Annotated in this window: 14 protein-coding genes; 3 read left to right on the forward strand and 11 right to left on the reverse strand. The window is 61.4% G+C overall.

All coding sequences use genetic code 11. The features are described 5' to 3' along the window. Window positions 1-32: 32 nt before the first annotated feature. The 10 genes from EA798_RS07815 to EA798_RS07860 form a co-directional block, all read right to left on the reverse strand. Complete coding sequence (locus EA798_RS07815) at window positions 33-800, reverse strand: WecB/TagA/CpsF family glycosyltransferase (protein ID WP_106158386.1); 768 nt, start codon at window positions 798-800, stop codon at window positions 33-35. Beyond that, window positions 793-1668 (reverse strand): glycosyltransferase family 2 protein, encoded by an 876-nt coding sequence (locus EA798_RS07820; RefSeq protein ID WP_122098573.1) that lies wholly within the window; start codon window positions 1666-1668, stop codon window positions 793-795. Before EA798_RS07820 ends, EA798_RS07815 begins: the two co-directional genes overlap by 8 nt. Then, window positions 1628-2881 carry a hypothetical protein gene (locus EA798_RS07825; protein WP_122098574.1) on the reverse strand — a complete coding sequence of 418 codons (1254 nt, stop codon included), beginning with the start codon at window positions 2879-2881 and terminating at the stop codon, window positions 1628-1630. Before EA798_RS07825 ends, EA798_RS07820 begins: the two co-directional genes overlap by 41 nt. Before the next feature lie 44 nt (window positions 2882-2925). Continuing rightward, on the reverse strand, window positions 2926-4176 hold the full coding sequence (locus EA798_RS07830; protein ID WP_106158389.1) for a Coenzyme F420 hydrogenase/dehydrogenase, beta subunit C-terminal domain: 1251 nt from the start codon (window positions 4174-4176) through the stop codon (window positions 2926-2928). Window positions 4177-4240: 64 nt separating this feature from the next. Then, window positions 4241-5473 (reverse strand): oligosaccharide flippase family protein, encoded by a 1233-nt coding sequence (locus EA798_RS07835; RefSeq protein ID WP_122098575.1) that lies wholly within the window; start codon window positions 5471-5473, stop codon window positions 4241-4243. A gap of 2 nt (window positions 5474-5475) precedes the next feature. Beyond that, a complete protein-coding gene (locus EA798_RS07840; protein ID WP_122098576.1) occupies window positions 5476-6663 on the reverse strand; it encodes a polysaccharide pyruvyl transferase family protein in 1188 nt (395 codons plus the stop codon). A gap of 19 nt (window positions 6664-6682) precedes the next feature. Continuing rightward, complete coding sequence (locus EA798_RS07845) at window positions 6683-7765, reverse strand: glycoside hydrolase family 5 protein (protein WP_122098577.1); 1083 nt, start codon at window positions 7763-7765, stop codon at window positions 6683-6685. Window positions 7766-7894: 129 nt separating this feature from the next. Further along, entirely contained in the window at window positions 7895-10111 is a 2217-nt protein-coding gene (locus tag EA798_RS07850) for a polysaccharide biosynthesis tyrosine autokinase (protein ID WP_122098578.1), read from the reverse strand. Window positions 10112-10124: 13 nt separating this feature from the next. Continuing rightward, window positions 10125-10562 carry a low molecular weight protein-tyrosine-phosphatase gene (locus EA798_RS07855; protein WP_122098579.1) on the reverse strand — a complete coding sequence of 146 codons (438 nt, stop codon included), beginning with the start codon at window positions 10560-10562 and terminating at the stop codon, window positions 10125-10127. A gap of 157 nt (window positions 10563-10719) precedes the next feature. Beyond that, window positions 10720-12147 carry an undecaprenyl-phosphate glucose phosphotransferase gene (locus tag EA798_RS07860; RefSeq protein WP_106158395.1) on the reverse strand — a complete coding sequence of 476 codons (1428 nt, stop codon included), beginning with the start codon at window positions 12145-12147 and terminating at the stop codon, window positions 10720-10722. A 375-nt stretch (window positions 12148-12522) separates the two neighbouring features. On the opposite strand from EA798_RS07860, the gene yegS reads away from it, so the two are divergent. The 3 genes from yegS to EA798_RS07875 all read left to right on the forward strand — a co-directional run bounded on the left by yegS (window position 12523) and on the right by EA798_RS07875 (window position 15358). Then, window positions 12523-13434 carry a lipid kinase YegS gene (gene yegS, locus EA798_RS07865; protein WP_122098580.1) on the forward strand — a complete coding sequence of 304 codons (912 nt, stop codon included), beginning with the start codon at window positions 12523-12525 and terminating at the stop codon, window positions 13432-13434. A 110-nt stretch (window positions 13435-13544) separates the two neighbouring features. Then, entirely contained in the window at window positions 13545-14477 is a 933-nt protein-coding gene (locus EA798_RS07870; protein WP_106158397.1) for a chemotaxis protein CheV, read from the forward strand. Between the two features lie 80 nt (window positions 14478-14557). Beyond that, window positions 14558-15358, forward strand: coding sequence for an MOSC domain-containing protein (locus tag EA798_RS07875; protein WP_122098581.1), 801 nt, complete (start codon window positions 14558-14560; stop codon window positions 15356-15358). Window positions 15359-15413: 55 nt separating this feature from the next. On the opposite strand, the gene EA798_RS07880 is transcribed toward EA798_RS07875, so the two are convergent. Then, window positions 15414-17336, reverse strand: a complete 1923-nt coding sequence (locus EA798_RS07880) for a transglycosylase SLT domain-containing protein (protein WP_122098582.1) — start codon at window positions 17334-17336, stop codon at window positions 15414-15416. Window positions 17337-17443: the final 107 nt, after the last annotated feature.

Here is a 17443-nt window from a genome sequence, read left to right on the forward strand (position 1 = left end):
GGCAATATCAGCCAATTTTTCGATAAATTGCCTCAGCTATCCTGTTTCACCGGCCTTGTTTTTTGCGCGCGGTAGTTTTTCTCCCGCATAAAGGCTGGAACTATGAACAGCGCGTCATGGGCATAGCGCCTAACCAGCCGTTTAGGCTCGGAACACATACGGTGCAGCCATTCCAGTTTGCAGTTCTGCATCCATACCGGTGCGCGCTTGATACTGCCGGTGGCGAAAGAAATGGATGCGCCGATGCAGAAGCCCATTCCGGTTCGTTCATGACTTTCGATAGAGCTGGCGAGTATTTCCTGGCGGGGCGCGCCAACTGCATAAAACACTAGTTCGGAGGGGTTATCCCTGACGAACTGCAAGGCCTGCTGAACTTCGTCCGGGCGATTGATAAAGCCCATCGGCGGATTGTGGTGATAAAGCGTGATGCCGGGATAGAGCGCCCGGAGCTTGGTGCATTCCTGTTCGGTCGCACCGATCAGGACCACCCGCAGGCGATCACGGTCGGCCCATTTCAGCAGGTCCATCGTCAGATCGCTGCCCGGGATCACCTCTTCCACATGTACACCCAGACGTTGCAACAGCGGTTGCAGAATTCGGCTGTCGCACAGGCGCAGGCGCGCCTTGGCGTAAGCTTCACGCAGTGCAGGGTTTTCCTGCAGCTGCGCCAGGTGGTCGACATTGGGTGTCACCACGAACGAGTAGGGCTGCTTGACCCCCTCGCGAATGCAGTTCAGCAACGTCGCTTTGCTGCCGGTGTAGAAATTCACACCGAACGCGTGGTTAGTCTCGTTAGACACTCATCGTTACTCCCTTGAAAGCGCCTTTGACGCCGGACCAGGCGAGGCTGGGATGGTTGAACTCCTTGATGACGGTAATCGCCGAAAGGAAGCAGGCCGACGCGAGCGCAAAACCCTGGCCGTAGAAGCGCTTGTTGAAACGGGTCGCCGCGCGGTTGCGGTAGTAGTGATAGAAGGCCGAGCGACCGCCCGAGCTGAGCGAGCCGTAGTGGAACAGGCGGCTTTCGGGCACGACGCGGATCGAGATGCCTTTCTTCTTCGCCTGGAACTGCCAGTCGACCTCTTCGGAGTACATGAAGTACGCCTCGTCCATCATCCCGATGCGCTCCACCAGTTTGGCCGAGAAGGCCAGGCTGCAGCCCATCAGGTAATCGGGTTGTTCACTGTTCTGCGCCATCGCCTCGAGGGTCTGGTCCTTGCCGAGCAGCTTGGCCTTGCCCAGTAGCGGATAGAGCTTGCCGCCGCCGTAGCATTCCAGGCGGCCGGTATCGGCGCTGAGGATGACCGAGCCGACGAACTGGCGGTCGTTCTCGTTCAGCGCATCGAGCAGCGGGGTGAACGCATCGCTGTCGACATAGGTGTCGTTGTTGACGATCCAGAAGTTGGTCACCGGCAGGTTGTCCAGTGCCCAGCGCAGCCCGTAATTGTTGCCGCCGGCGTAACCGTTGTTTTCCGGGTTGGCGAGCAGCGTTACGTTGTGGCGAGGCCGAGCCTCGAGCCACTGGTTCAATGCCACGACGGAGCCGTCCTGGGAATCGTTGTCGATGACCACCACATGGTTGAGAGCCGGGCAATGAGCGAGCAGGCTCTCAACGCAACTGATGGTTTCAGTAGCTGCCTTGTAGTTGAGGATAAGCGCGACGTTCATGGATAGGTTCCTGGCTGCGGAGGTAACGGGCCCGTAGGGCATGAATGACGAACAACATGGCGATGACTGACTGGCCGTATTCGAACAGGCCGTTGAGCGGCCAGATGACGAAGAGGGCCAGCATCGTCGCGTAGATGAAGCTCATGTCGCTGGCGATGTTCTTGGCGATGCGGTGATAGACGAACAGCGTCATCGGCACGATCAGAAAGGTCAGGAAGCCGAAGCGGAACAGCGTGCCGATGATGCCGACGTCGGACAGGAAGAAGTGCTCGCCGAAGTAGGGGATGAAGCCGTCCTGCCACATCAGCGACAGTGAGCCGCTGGGCAGCCAGTTGACCTGCTTCAGGTGGTCGAAGATCAGCGCGATGGTGACCGAACGGGCGCCGTCCTCCACGCCTTCGAACGTGCTGTCGTAGAACTCGACGTTGAGTCCGAGGACTTCCAGCAGGCTCGGATAGAAGTAGAACGGCGACAGCAGAATCGACAGCGAGGCGGCCCAGATGATGGCCTTGGCGCGCAGGCAGAACAGGGTGAAGGCCAGGCACAACACGATCAGCTGGCGGGTCTGGGTAGCGAACACCAGGGTCATCAGCAGCACCGCGGCGATCACCAGATAGAGGGTCTTGCTACGCGCCGCACCGCTGATCGGGGATGCGCCCTTCGACCAGATCTGGATGCAATAGAAGTAGGCCAGACAGATCAGGAAGGGGCCGATGGAGGAGCGGTCCGGGCGGTCATCGGAGCGCACTTCCGGACGCATGTCCGGGATCACGCCGAACTTGAAGCACCAGGAAAAGAACGCTGCAATCAGTGCGGCATAGAGGAATGCCCGCTCGAACTGCAAGGTACTGACGCGCTTGCCAAGGAACAGCAGCGGGGCGAAGCCCAGCGCGGCCAGTACCCGGCGCTCCTCGATCAGTCCGAAGACGATCGGCTGGCCGTAGGTGTAGTAGGCGAATATCGCCGGCATCACCAGGAACACCACGGTGGTGTAGGCGCAGTAGTACATCAGGATGCGAAATTCACGCGGTGCGTCTTCCGCGGATGCGAGCAGCAGCAGAATGGTGAAGATGATGCAGATGGCGAGGTACAGCTCGTTCAGACCCTTGATGCCGTAGGGGTTGTGCGGGCTGTCCCCGAACACGGCGAAGTGCAGCACGATCGCTATGATCAGCAACGGAAAAAAGAAGAAGCGTGAACTGAAATTCGTCATCAACCTGAGTCCTTAGGTATTGGTTCCTTGAGCGCTACAGCCTTTCAAGCTGTTTCCAGCGCCCGCTTCTTGATCTTCTTGCGTCGTACCAGCAGGCCAGTAAACGCCTTGAAGCTCTGATAGAACCCGATCTCCTTGATCCCTTTGCCAAGCTCGAAGCCTTTGTACGAAGGGGTTTTGAGCAGCAGCAGCTTCATCGCCCACAACCGCGGCAGGATTGTCGTGCGGCGGTAGTACTGGAACGGCTGGATGGCAAAGATGCTGTTCGTATCGAAAGCTTCCGCTTTGACAACGCCATCGGCCTCCGCGTTGCGAAAAAGTTCGCGGCCTTTTGCGGTGCGTACCAGAATCAGCGAGTTGCCTTCGCGCTCCTCGAAGGAGGGATAGCCTTTCTCATCGCCTTCCCAACCATCGGCGCAGACGATATCGGCGAACTCACCGATGCCGTCCGGGCAGATCTTGCAGCGGGTCTGCAGATGGCGATTGAGCACCTTTCCCCACGAGTCGTTGTAGGTCATGGTGCGTTCGTCGCCGTTCTTCAGCGTCGCCTTGGTCAGCCCCGGCCAGCCGTCGCCGCGGTAGCGGAAGGCGGTGACGTCGCTGCGCTCGACTTCCAGCTTGTCCAGCACCTGTTCGGTGCCCTGCAGGCTCGGCGTACCGGCGCACATGAAGGAGACGATGAAGGGGATGTTTTCCTTCAGGCGTGGATCGTGCTGTTGCATCTGACGTACCGCGGCAACATCGCAGGGCTTGCCGATGAACAGATACTTCTCGGTGGACATCGCCACCCACTTCAACGCTTCACCCGGGCTGGCTGGTGCATAGCGCGAGCCGGAGGAGGCGATGATGTTCTGCCGCGAACGGCTGATGGTCGCGACGTTTTCCAGCGGATCGGTCTGCGAGGCCTGAATCTGGATGACGCCGTCGACCAGCTTGTTTTCCAGGCAATACTGCGCCAGTGCCGAGATCACTCCACCGGAGGAGCCGGCCTGACGGATTTCATTGTCGGTCGCATAGCCCTTCATGGTGTCGAGGATCTCGCCCCAGATCGGGTGGTAGTTGGCCGATTTGTAAGGGCGGATATCCAGGTTCAGCGCCGGGCATGATTTGGCGAACGCTGCGCTGGTCTGCTCGCTGGCCACCGGCTTGTTCTGGTACTGGCTGTTCAGTACCGGGCGGTGATAGCCATCGCCGGTCAGTCGGATCTTGATGGCGTCGTCATCGGCCACCGAGCTGCACATGCCGCAGCCACTGCAGAGGTCGTTGTTCAGCACGCGATTCAATAAAGCTTTCATACCTGCCTTCCCTTGAGCGGCCAGCCAAGCACAAAGCGCGGCTGGCAGTATTTAACGAGCGCGGTCATGCGGGCTGGCGCTGCTTGCGATAGATGTTGAGCACCGCATAACCGTAGATAAACGTCAGGACGACCATGCCCAGAGTGGACACCCAGGGCGCCGCCTGTATCCCGTGCGAGGGGATGAAAATCCAGTAACAGGCCACCGTGATCACGCCCGAGGCGATGATGCCGAAGGTGCGTAGCAAGCCCGTACCCATGGCCAGCAACTGCACGCCCAGGCCGGCGGCGACGAAGCGCGCCGCGGTAAAGCAGGCGAAGGCCAGCCACAGCGTGTTCAGCTCCGCGTACGCGGCGCCGAGGAAGTAGTCGGTGAACAGGGGGCCGATGAAGAAGAACGCCAGTGCGAAGATCAGGCCCATGCCGGTGTATTCGCCGAGGATGCGCGCGCCATAGCGGATCAGGCCGGCCGTCTTGTTGTGCAGCTGGTAGGCGAAACGCGGGATGTGCACGCTGGCCAGCAGCACGCTGAACGGCACCGCACCCTGAATCAGGCGTGAGCCGGCGAAGTAGATACCCGCCGCTTCGCGGCCGGCGAGGTGGTTGACCAGAATGACGTCGAGCTGGGCGAAGATATTGGTCGCACCGCTGTCGATGGCAAAGCTGGTGGAGGATCTGAATCGCTCTGCCAGCACCTGCCAGGAGCTGCGCAGGATGCCGCCCAGCGCGAGGATCTTCGACAGTGCGCGAAGTGCAAAGGTCGCATAGATCAGCCGCGACAGCAGGAACGCCACGCCGATCGCCAGCACGTCGTTGCGCAGCAGGATCGCCGCGCCGATGAGCACGAAGTGCACCAGCGCAGTTGCCGCCACGATCTTCGTCTCGCGGTGAAACTGGCCGATGCTGCGAAACACCGTCAGTCCCAGATCGCCGTAGGACGAAGCCAGGGTGCCGAGCAGGAACAGCACCGCAGCGAAACGCTCGGTGGTGTGCAGATCGAGGACAAACAGAATGATCGGCAGCAGCACGATGCACGCAGGCAGCACCAATACCGATTTCGCCGCCAGGCTGGCCGACATGATTTCGCCCGCCCGATGACGCTCGGCACCGATGTCGCGCAGCGCGCGCATGCCGAAGCCGTAGTCGGTCACCAGGGCGACGATGGTCGACCAGGTGATCACGATCGAAATGAAGCCGAAATCGCTCGGTCCCAGCGTGCGGGCGAGGATCAACAGGGTGCCAAGCTGCACGGCGGTACGAGCCGCCGTGGTAACCCCCATCAGGGCGTGATCGCGCATGGTTATCTCTGATACGCGGCCTGAGGCTGGTGCAACGTGGCGAGGATCTGCTCCAGCGCCGCGCTGTAGGCGTCCAGCTTGCGGCGGATGATCGCGCCGCTCGCGGCGACCTCGGCCTTGAGCTGTTCACGGTTGTCCAGATGCGCCAGAACCAGCTCCAGTGCGCTCTCGGTGTCTTCGGTCTTGAGGTCGACCACGCGGTGATAGTCGAGCGACTGGTAAAGGCCGGCAAACTTGCGGCTGTAGGCCAGCGGCACGACCGGTACGCCGGCGGAGAAGGCGCCAATGGTCGCGTGCATGCGTGCGCCGACAAAAAAGTCCATGCCGCTGATATACGACTTGGCCTCGATCGGTCCCTTGAAGCGCGGCGCCAGCTTGAGCTCCGGATACTGCTGCTGCAGCTGCTGGGAGACGGTGTAGTCATCTTCGGCCGGGAAACCGATCGGGATCACATGCGGTACCAGGTGCACTTCGTGGCCGCGCTCGAGCAGGGTGCGGATCAGTCGATCGGTCAGTGCCTTGTAGTCGGCGCGCAGGCCGAACTGGTTGGCCGTGCCTTCGTAACCGCCGTGGTGCAGCAGTGCCGATACGCTGAGCCCGACGGCCAGCTTGTTCGGATCGCGATGCTCGCGCTGACGGTCGAAGGGCAGGGCGAAGGCGACGTCGATGACCTCGTCGCGGTTGACGATGCCCAGTTGCTTGAGCACGTCGAACGACTGGTGGTCACGGGCAAAGACCATGGTGCTCTTTTTCATCGCCCATGCCGATGTCTTGGTGGCCCAGTCGGCCTTGAACGGGCCGATGGTCTGCGGCGACAGGATCAGCGGGACACGGCCGCCCAGAGCCATGCCCTTGCTGACCAGCAGCTTGATCAGGCGCTTGGCGCCGTAGATGTCCGAGAAGCTGTCGCCTTCGCCGATGTCGAACACAGCGTCGCAGGAGCTGATCGCCTGGTACAGGCCGTGGGGATTCTTCAGCAGCGCCTTCTCGTTGAACTCGATGAATTCGTACTTGAAGCGCTCGGTGGACGGCGGGTAATCGCAGGGGCCGGACGAACCGATGATGAGGAACTCCGGCGTGATCCCGCATTTGCGGGCCGCCTCGTCGATCAGCAGCATGTTGGAAATGCTCAGTGCGCCAACCCCGAGGTTGCCGGATGAGAACGAATGCCACAGCAATCCGAATTTCATGTTCGATTTCACTCCAGAATCAGTCAGCGTTTTGCGCAGGGGTTGGGCCGATGGCGGTGCAGTCGTTCGCCAGGTGCTTGCGCATGAGCTCCATCTGCGGACGGTCCTTGCCATTGCGCGGCTCGATCGCAAGCTTGTAGGTGCCCCAGCCGGGGCCGCCGGCCCAATAGGCACTGGGTACGCAGTTGTCGTTGAGGTAGGCGAGCAGGTTGTCCATGGCGACGGCTGCCTCGGGCAGGTCGTCCGGGATGCCGTACTCGCCGAGGAATCCCTTCTGGCCATGTTTCTTCAGCCATTCGATGAATGGACGAGCCCGTTCTACCCCAAGCATCGGGTCAATATCGTTACTGGTCTGCGCCATGTACTTGCCGGAAAAGTCCTTGTCGAAGTACAGGTGGGCTTCGTAGACGATCCGGTCAGCGGGATCGTTGATCAGGAAGTTGGCGTTCACCTGTGGCCAGTGATAGGCACTCGACCAGCGCTCGCCCTCGATGAAGATCAACGTCTGATCGTCGACTTCGCGGATGGCGTCGACGGCCGCCTGGGCGGCGCCCGGCCAGAGGCCGACCGTGCTGTGCGGCTCGTTCATGATGTCGTAGCCGAGCAGGCCGCGATGGCCCTTGAAGTGCTCGGCCAGCTTGCGCCACACCGATGCATAGGCCTCGTAAGGCACTTTGCTGGAGCCGATGAGTTCGCCGTGGTAACGACCATAGTTGTGCATGTCCAGAATGACCTTCTGGCCGTTCTGCGCGGCCAGATCCAGGGTCTTCTTCAACAACCGGATCTGATCGAAGTTCAATCCGGAGTCGAGCGAGTGCTGCACACGCTCCCAGATGAACGGAAAGCGGATCAGGCGGATGCCCTGATCGGCGTAGTACTTGAAGTGTTTCTTCTCGGGGTAGAAGTAGTGAGTACCGTTCTTGCCCGGGGTGATGTGCGGGGCGAAGCCGGCGCCCGAGATGTTGACCCCATGCAGGGCCAGGCCGCCTTCATCATTGACAGGCCAGTCGGCGGCGCACACGCCGACTGCCGACAGCGCGGCGACCAGGGCCACAGCCAGTCGGGTCGAGCGCTTTGCAGGCCGGTTGGAGTGTCTGGTCATCGCTAACACCTATCTTCAAGCAAAAAAAATGTCCGCTGACGCTCGCAAGGTCAGTACCGGGCAGATACGAAAAAAAAGGGGGCGGCGTTCGGCATGGCGACGGGTTGACCCCGCCGCCATGCGAATCACTTATTTATTGGTGCTGGCGTATTCGTACTGGTAATAGCCGTACTCGCCATAGGTGGATGCCTTGCGGACCACGGCGTTGAAGATCACGCCCTTGACCAGCAGGCCGTTCTGCTCGAGGCGACGCTTGGCCGCTTCGATTTCCTTCAGGCCATTCAGACCGTAGCGGGTGACCATCAGCGTGGTACCTGCCTGGCTGCCGACCAGTGCCGCATCGGTAACCGCCAGGATCGGTGGGGTATCGAAGATCACCAGGTCGTACATGTGGCTGATCTCCTTGACGAAGCGCGAGAAGTTCTCGTGCATCAGCAGCTCCGACGGGTTCGGCGGCAGCTGGCCATGGGTGATCACGTGCAGGTTGTTCAGCTGGGTCTTCTGGATGGCATCGAACAGGGTGATGCGGCCGGAGAGGATGTCGGACAGCCCCTTGTCGCCGTCGCAACGCATGACCTTGTGCAGGTAACCCTTGCGCATGTCGGCGTCGATCAGCAGTACACGCTTGCCCGACTGCGCAACCACGGCGGCCAGGTTGGTGGTGACGAACGACTTGCCGACTGCCGGGCTCGGGCCGGTAATCATCAGGACGTTGTTCTTGGCCTCGATCATCGCAAAGTGCAGGCTGGTACGCAGGCTGCGCATGGCTTCGGTGGCGAGGTCGGCCGGGTCGTTGATGGTCAGCAGATAGGAAGCTGTGCTCTTGTCACGCTTGAAGTTGGCCAGGCGTTTCTCCAGCGCAGCCTGCTTCTCGGTGAACGGAATCGACGCATATACCGGAGTGCCGGTGCGCTCGATGTCTTCCGGGTTCTCGACGCCGCGCTTGAGTGCCTCACGCACATAGACGAAGGCAGTGGCGAGCAGGGCGCCCAGCAGGGTGGCGACGATCACGACCAGCGGCTTGTTGGGCTTGACCGGGTTTTCCAGATCCGCTGCGGCATGGTCGATGATGCGAACGTTACCGACGGTGCCGGCACGGATGATGTCCAGCTCCTGGGTCTTGTTCAGCAGCATGGAGTAGGTTTCCGAGGAAACTTCCACGTCACGGGTCAGACGCAGCAGTTCCTGCTGAGTCGACGGCAGGGTGCCGATCTGCTTCTCCAGCTCTTCCTTCTGCATTTGCAGTTGGTTGATCTGATTCATCAGCGCCTGGAAGTTCGGGTGCTGGCGGGTGAAGCGACGCTCCATCTCGGTACGCTTGAGGTTCTGCTCGGAAATCTGACGTTCCATGTCAACGATGCGATCGAGCACCGACTGCGTTTCCGCGGTGATGTCTACCGAGCGAGAGCCGGTCTGATACTTGTTCAGCGCCGTCTGTGCCGCTTCGAGATTCCGGCGTACGGTCGGGATCTGCTCGTTGAGGAACTCCAGGCTCTGGGTCGCTTCGGCCGCGTTACGGGCGATGTTCTGCTCGACATACAGATTGGCCACTTCTTCCAGTACGCGGATAGCGTGGGCCGGATCGGTGTCCTCGAGAGTCACGTTGACGATGCCCGACTGCTTGCCGCGCTCGGCAGCCGACAGGCGCTGCTGGAAGCTTTCGGTGGTGTTGTAGGTACGGTTCTTCACCACGGTGAACGTGGTGCCCGGGCGTGCATTTAGCTCACCCACGGTGACGCGATAGCCTTCGTTTTCTACCGGCTCGCCGACTACGCCCTGCACGACGACTTCGCCGTCCTTATCGCGCAGGATGAAGCCGTTGTTTTCGGCAGCCTCGAGGGTCAGCTCCTTGCCGTGTACCTTGTCCGGTACTTCCAGCTGGGTGACCTTCAGGGTCTCGCCACCCCAGGCGTAGCCGCCCAGGCCGGCCGGGTGCCAGCCCAGCTCGCCTTCTTCGCTCGGCTCGAACCGGCGTGCCATGAAGCCGCCGATGATCGGGAAGTGGTGGGGCGTGATGTTGATGTCGAGGTTCAGGTTGCTGACCGCGCCGCCAACGACCGAGCGCGACTTCAGCAGCGCAATCTCGGTTTGCGCCGGGGACACCGGCGGATTGTTGTTGACCACATCGGTCAGGCTCGGCAGGCCGCTCTTGGGCTCGATCTGGATCATCGCGCTGGCAAGGTAGACCGGTGTAGCAAGCAAGGCATAAGCGATCCCCAGGGCCGCGAAGAACCCGGTAATGCTCATGATCAGCACGCGATTGTTTATGAAGGTGTCAAAGAGGTGGGCCAGGTCGATGTCCTTGTCCTCTTTGGTTTCATAGATTGGGCGGGGCATGGTTGTCATCGAAGTTCCTTCTTCATTTCAGGTAAGGAAGCCAGCTCTCGACGGATTTCGTCAGGAGATTGTGGACATGTTCAAAAGCGGGTTTGGACTGGCGGTACGGATCCGGAATTTCCAGCTCGTCCTGCCATTTGCCGATGAGAAACGTTTTGCCATGCACCTCGGGTGCGATCTGGCGAATGTGCTGAATGTGGCTATGCTCCATCACCAGGATCAGGTCGGCCTGGTGCAGCATGTGGCTGTCGACCTGGCGCGCGCAGTGGGCCGGAAGCTCCAGCCCGTTGTCCTGCAGTACTTCGTGGGCGGTCTTGTCCATCGGGTTACCTACCAATGCGCCAATCCCTGCCGAGCTGATCGTCAGGTGCTGGCCGCTTAGTCTGTGTGCGAACAAGGCTTCGGCCGTGGGGCTTCGACAGATGTTTCCGACGCAGACGATCAAGATGTTCTTGAACATGAAATCAACCTCGTGGCCGCTGGTTCGCAGCCGCCGGGGTACGGCCCGGGGTGAACGAATGTGAGATTTTGGGGAGAGTCATTAGTTCCTTCCTGCCACGCTTTAATGCAGCGTGGCGTTATCCAGTCTTTTCGGCGGCACGCGAAGCGTGCGTCGATCAGTACACGTCCTTGTTGAAGATCAGTGCTGGCGGGGTACGCACGAGGATGTAAAGGTCGAACCAGACCGACCAGCGCTCGATGTAGTCGAGGTCGAACTCGACACGTTTCTCGATCTTTTCCAAGGTGTCGGTCTCACCCCGATAGCCGTTGATCTGCGCCCAGCCGGTAATGCCTGGCTTGACACGATGACGGGAGGAGTACTCCGCCACGGCGTCTTCGAACAGCACGCCAGCTGCTTTCGTGGCGGTGGCATGAGGACGAGGACCGACCATGGACATGCTGCCGAGGAAGACGTTCAACAGCTGAGGTAGCTCGTCGAGACTGGTCTTGCGGATGAAGCGGCCGACACGCGTGATGCGGTCATCGCCACGGGTGGTCTGCCGATCGGCATTGGCGTCGGACTTCTCGTGATACATCGAGCGGAACTTGAAGACTTCGATCAGACGGTTGTTGTAGCCGTAGCGCTTCTGCTTGAAGAGCACCGGGCCGGGCGAATCGAGCTTGATCGCGAGGGCGATCGCCAGCATGACCGGAGCCGCGGCGAGCAGTGCGATGCTCGAGATCACGATGTCTTCGAGGCGCTTGAACATCGGCGACCAGCCGCGCAGCGGCAGATCCGAGGCGATGAGGGTGGGCAGACCACCGATTTCGGTGATGCGCTTGTCGGCATGGCGGAAGGCGACCATGTCAGGCACCAGCAGAACGTTCACCGGCAGTTTGCGCAGTTCGGCGATTACCTGGCCGATTCGGCTGTCGGCGAACCAGGGCAGGGCGACCAGGACCTGGGTGACCTTCTCGTCGCGGATCATCCGCTCCAGATCGCGGGTGTTGCCGAGCAGGGGCAGGTTGGCCAGCTCTTTGGGCAGACGCTCAAGGCGGTCATCGATGAAACCGAGCACGCCGGTACGGATGTCGCGATGGTTCTGCAGGTATTCGGCAACGCGGATACCGTTGTCGGTGCCGCCAAGGATGACCGCGTTCTGCAGGAACATGCCGCGCGCCATGAGCCGGCGGAACAGGGCGAGCATCGCCAGGCGTTCTGCGCCGAACAGGGCGGCACTGGTGAAGAACCAGAACGCCAGGTGCTTGGCCTCCAGATAGCCGAAAAGGCCCATGCCCTGGTGCATGAAGATCAGGAAGCTGAAGGCTGCGGCCCAGGCGATGAGCATCACGCGGAAACGCAGCAGGGTGCTGAACACCTCCTCGCTGTAGATGCCGGCGGTCTGGAAGATGATGATGCTGAGGACCGCGAAGAAGCCGAGGAAAGCACTGAATGTGCCGCCAGTGGGCAGATCCATGAATGCAAGCAGCAGCAGTCCCGGCAGGATGGCCGTGAGGCCGTGTATCAGGCGAATGCTGGCGAGGAAGTAATCGACGAAACTCGGGTGAGCATATTCAAGGGTTCCAACTGACTGTACGCGCATACAAGGCTCCATCCTCAGCTCAAAGCTGGCTCAAATCTCGAATTAATCGCCGCGGTACGCGGGGGATTGATAGCAGGCCGCCATCGCAACCGTGATCGGGACTCCTGCTCCGACCGTGCCTCTCGGGATGAGTTCAGTGGTAGTCAGCGGGCAGCCAAAAAAATGAGCTAATCCTCGAAAGGCGCGCAAATAGCTGTTTTCAAACGTGTTTGAGCAAGATGTTGCTTGATCTCGGTGGGCTAATCAGAGCGGCCGTAGTGACCAGTGGCAGCATTTATCGAAGATTTGGATTAATCCCGCTGCGCTTGTCTGCCACAACTTCCGCCCTCCGGCTGGGTCGTATGCAGCGACGTGAATCGAGAGGAAGGAACGACCATGAGCGATGCCAAGGCGCTGCTGATATTGCACGGGAAACAGGCCTTGAACGACGAGGTGCGCGAGGCGGTGCGACAGCAGCGTGACTATGGTTGGGACCTCGCGGTGCGGGTCACCTGGGAGCCCGGCGATGCGCAACGTCTGGTCGCCGAAGCGCTGGATGCCGGTTATTCCAAGCTGGTTGCCGGTGGCGGAGATGGCACGTTGCGTGAGGTGGCCGAGGCGATGCTCGAAGCGCAAGCGCAGGCGAGCCTCGCCCTCATGCCGCTGGGCAGTGCCAACGACTTCGCCAAGGCTGCTGGCATACCACCGGATCCGTTCGAGGCGCTTGGTCTGTTGGATGAACCCGCCCGCTGGGTCGACGTTGGCGAAATGAACGGCCAGCCGTTCGTCAACATGGCCACCGGCGGTTTCGGCTCCAAGGTCACGGCCAGCACATCGGAAGACCTCAAGCGAGTCTTGGGGGGCGGCGCCTACCTGCTGACTGGTCTGACTCGCTTCGCCGAGATCCATTCGGCGCGGGGCCGGTTCAGCGGGCCCGGGTTCGACTGGGAGGGCGAGTTTCTTGCGCTGGGCATCGGTAACGGCAGACAGGCCGGCGGCGGTCAGTTGCTTTGCCCGCAGGCGAAGATCGATGACGGTCTGCTGGACGTGTGCATCGTGCCGGCGCCTGCCGATGCGGTTGGCACACTGGGTACGCTGCTCAGCGGCGGTCTGCTGGGCGTCGACGCAGTGTCGGTCAGTGCCCGGGTGCCCTGGCTGGAGGTGGAGGCACCGAGCGCCATCGATATCAATCTGGATGGCGAACCCTCCACGGGCGCACATCTGCGCTTCGATGTGCGTGCCGGGGCGTTGCGCCTGCACTTGCCAGCCGACTGTCCGCTGCTGGGGCCCGCTTCCTCGGTGCCTTAGATACGGCTTCGACCGGGCGTCCGATTGTGAAAAAAAGACCCGGTGATGCATAAAGCGATGGGCGACGCGGCCGATACTCCTATCACCACGTTTTCCCAAGGAGCCTGGAAATGGCCGGCATTCTCGATTCAGTCGATCAACGCACCCGTCTCGTGGGGCAGAATCGCCTGGAGATTCTCATGTTCCGGCTTGGCGGGCGGCAGAAGTTCGCCATCAACGTCTTCAAGGTTCAGGAAGTCGTCCAGCTGCCGAAGATGACGCTCATGCCCCACCGGCACAGCTCGGTCTGCGGCGTGGTCAATCTGCGCGGCCAGACCCTGCCGGTGGTCGATCTTTCCAGAGCCATCGGCTTGCGGCCGCTGGTGCCGGATGAGCGCAGCACCATCATCGTCACCGAGTACAACCGCACCGTGCAGGCGTTTCTGGTCGGCGGCGTGGACCGCATCGTCAACCTCAACTGGGAAGCGGTCATGCCGCCACCCACCACGGCAGGGCGCCAGCATTACCTGACGTCGATCACCAAGGTGGACGACGAGCTGGTCGAGGTGATCGACGTAGAGAAGGTGCTCGCGGAGATCGTGCCTTACGACACCAGCATTTCTGCCGAGCGCCTGGCCGATCCGATCCTCGAGCGCGCCCGTGGACGTGAAGTGCTCTGCGTGGATGACTCCAGCGTTGCGCTGTCGCAGCTGCGCGAGACCCTCAGCCAACTCGGTCTGAAGATCCACACCGCGAGCGATGGGCTGAAGGGCCTGAACATGCTCAAGGCGTGGGCCGATGCGGGCGAGGTGCTGACCGACAAGCTGCTGATGGTTTTCACCGATGCCGAAATGCCGGAGATGGATGGTTATCGACTGACCACCGAGATTCGTCATGACCCGCGACTGCGCGATCTCTATGTGGTCCTGCATACCTCGCTGTCGGGCAGCTTCAACCTGGCGATGGTGCAGAAGGTCGGCTGCGACAACTTCCTCTCCAAGTTCCAGCCTGAAAAGCTCGTCGACGTGATTCAGGATCGCCTGAAACTGGACGAGCAGGTCTGATCCATTCCTCCGCGCCGGCTGCTGAATAGAGCGGCCGGCGCCTGCTATGCTGCTGCGCTTTCCCTTCGAGGAGGCGCGGCATGCATCTCTCATCGCTCTATCGCTTTCCGCTCAAGTCCGGCGCCGGTGAATCGCTGCAGCACGGTGCCAGTGATGCGCTCGGCCTGGTTGGCGACCGGCGCTGGATGGTAGTCGCAGCCGGAACCGGGCGCTTCCTCACCCAGCGCGTGGCGCCGCGGATGGCGCTGCTGCAGGCACGCTGGCAGCGCCAGATGGCCCTGCGGCTGACGGCGCCAGGCATGCCGGAAGTGCTGGTGCCGGTGCCCGATGCGCGCGAAATGCGCTGCGTGCAGATCTGGAGTTCCAATGCCGTTGTGCCGGATGCCGGAGAAGAGGCGGCTGCTTGGCTGACCAGCTTTCTTGGCCAGGCCTGTCGGCTCGTATACATGCCGCCGGACGATGGCATTCAGGTCGATCTCGACTATGCGCGGCTCGGCGAGCGTACGGCCTTCAGCGATGGATTCCCGTTTCTGCTGATTGGCCAGGCATCGCTGGATGACCTGATCGCCCGTGTCGGGCGTCCACTGGATATGTTGCGCTTTCGCCCGAATCTGGTCGTCAGCGGCGCGGAACCTTACGCCGAGGACAGCTGGAAGCGTATTCGTATCGGCCAGCTGACCTTTCGTGTGGTCAAGCCCTGTTCCCGCTGCGTCATTCCCACACTTGACCCGTTCACAGCAGAGCGCGAGCCGGATCGCGAGCCGCTGAACACACTGCTGTCGTATCGCAAAGGGCAGGGTGGGGTGTTCTTCGGGCAGAACCTGATTGCAGAAGGCACAGGCGAGCTAGCAGTCGGTGAGCCGGTAGAGGTTCTCGCATGACGGCGGATAGGCGTGACGATGGCCGGCCCGCGCCGGCCATCGTCAATGGCGCTCGCTATTGCGATTCGAAGTAGCGCTCGTGCCATTCCACCAGCGGTTGCGGTGAGTTCAGCTTCTGCCCATAGATGACCGAGTAGGTCAGCACGTTCTGCACGTACTGGCGGGTCTCGTCGAACGGAATGTTTTCCACCCACACATCGAACGACAGGTGCTCGGCGTTGCGCAGCCATTGGCGGACGCGACCGGGCCCGGCGTTGTAAGCGGCGGAGGCGAGCACGCGGTTGCCATTGAACTGCCCGTAGATCTGGCTGAGATAAGCGGTGCCCAGCTGGATATTGGTGGTCGGGTTGAGCACCTGCTGCGGCGAGGCCAGCGGGATGTTGAAGCGTTTGGCGGTTTCCTTGGCGGTGGCAGGCATGAGCTGCATCAGACCGGTGGCGCCGACATGCGAGCGAGCGTCGGCCATGAACGCACTTTCCTGGCGGGTCACTGCGAACGCCCAGCTGGGATGGATCTCGCGCGCCCGTGAGGCCTGGACCAGCGCATTGCGATGGGCCATGGGGAAGCGGATATCGAGGTCGTCCCAATATTGGGCCTGGCTGATGGTGCGGATGGCCGGGAAGTACCATTCCTTTTCATAGGCGATGCGCGCCTGCGCGACCATCTCGTCGCGGCTGAACAGCCGGCTGACGTGATACCACTCGCGGCGGCCATCGACGATCTGCCCGCGGTCGTGGAACTCCAGTGCGCGGCGAATACCTGCGGTATTGCGCACCTTCTGTACAACCTTCGGATCGAGCGCCAGTGGCTGATGGTTCAGCTTGTAAGGCGCCTGGATGCGGTCGGCCGACAGAAAGCCATAGAAGTCCCGCTCCTCAGCCACCGGCTGATAGAGCAGGGCGGCCTGCTTGCTCTCCGGCTTGGCCATTTGCAGGCTGCGCGCCTGCCAGTAGCGCCAACGGTTGGTATTGGCCAGCTCATCCGGGAAGCGCTGCGTCAGCTTGTAGGCTTCATCCCACTGGCCCTGGCGCAGCAGCAGACGGGTGCGCCACTCGGTGACGGTGTTGTCGCGCAGCTCCGGATCGTACTCGGCCATGACCTTGAGCGCGCGTGCATCGAAGCGTTTGGCCAGGGTCAGCCCGATCTGCCGGGCGATGGCGACCTTCTCCTCGGGCGAAAACGCAAAGCGGTGGGCGTAGCCATCGAGCAGATTGAGCGCCTGCTCGGGGTCCTGGCGCGCGAGGCGCCGCAGGCCGATCGAAACGACGTCGGCCATCGCCGGGCTGGTCGGCGAGAAGCGTTCAGACTGGCGAAGCAGCTGAGGTTTCTGCGCGACGTCGATCATCAGCTGACCCTGGCTCTGCAGCGTAGGCAGACGTTTCACCAGGAAGCTGGCGACCCCGTAGTTGCCGCTCTCCACGGCCAGTTTGGTGCGCTTCCAGCGTCGGTCTTCGGTCAGGAGACCCTTGGATTCCCAAAGCTCGAACAGTGGGTCGCAGGAATTGTGCTGCGATTTGCCCACCAGCCACAGCCGCTCGGTCGCGGCATCAGCGCCAGGGAGACCGTTACGCAGCTGATACTGAGTGAACAGGCAGTCCAGCTCGGTGAAGTTCATCTTCGGGTCGTAATAGCGGGTAAAGGTCTGCCAGTCGCCGCGAGCAGCCAGCAGGCGCAGCCAGCGCAGCTTCATCCAGCTGATCTGTGGCAGATCGCCATGCTCGGCGAGAAATTTCTCGACTTCCTGGTTGCTCGCCGACTTCAGTCGATGAGTCAGCTCGTCGTAGGCAAGGTATGGCTCCAGGGGATAGTCACGCAGCGCGCTCTGATAGCGGCGATACGGCCCGCTGTCGCCCTTGGCGAGGGCCTGTTTGGCTTCGTCGTAGTACTGGCGTTGTTGACTGAGGCTGGCGGCGGACGCATCCAGGCCGATTACTGAAACAAACAGGCAGAAACACAAACTGGAGAGTCGGCCGCGCATGGTACATCCGTAAAACGGGGGGCGTTGAGGTGACAGGCTACGTGAGTGCCGGGGCGACACACGAAACGGCCTGCTGCAGGGGCTAGCTTAGCCTGCCGCATCGGCCA

It is taken from the genome of Pseudomonas songnenensis (genome assembly GCF_003696315.1).
Classification (GTDB): domain Bacteria; phylum Pseudomonadota; class Gammaproteobacteria; order Pseudomonadales; family Pseudomonadaceae; genus Stutzerimonas; species Stutzerimonas songnenensis.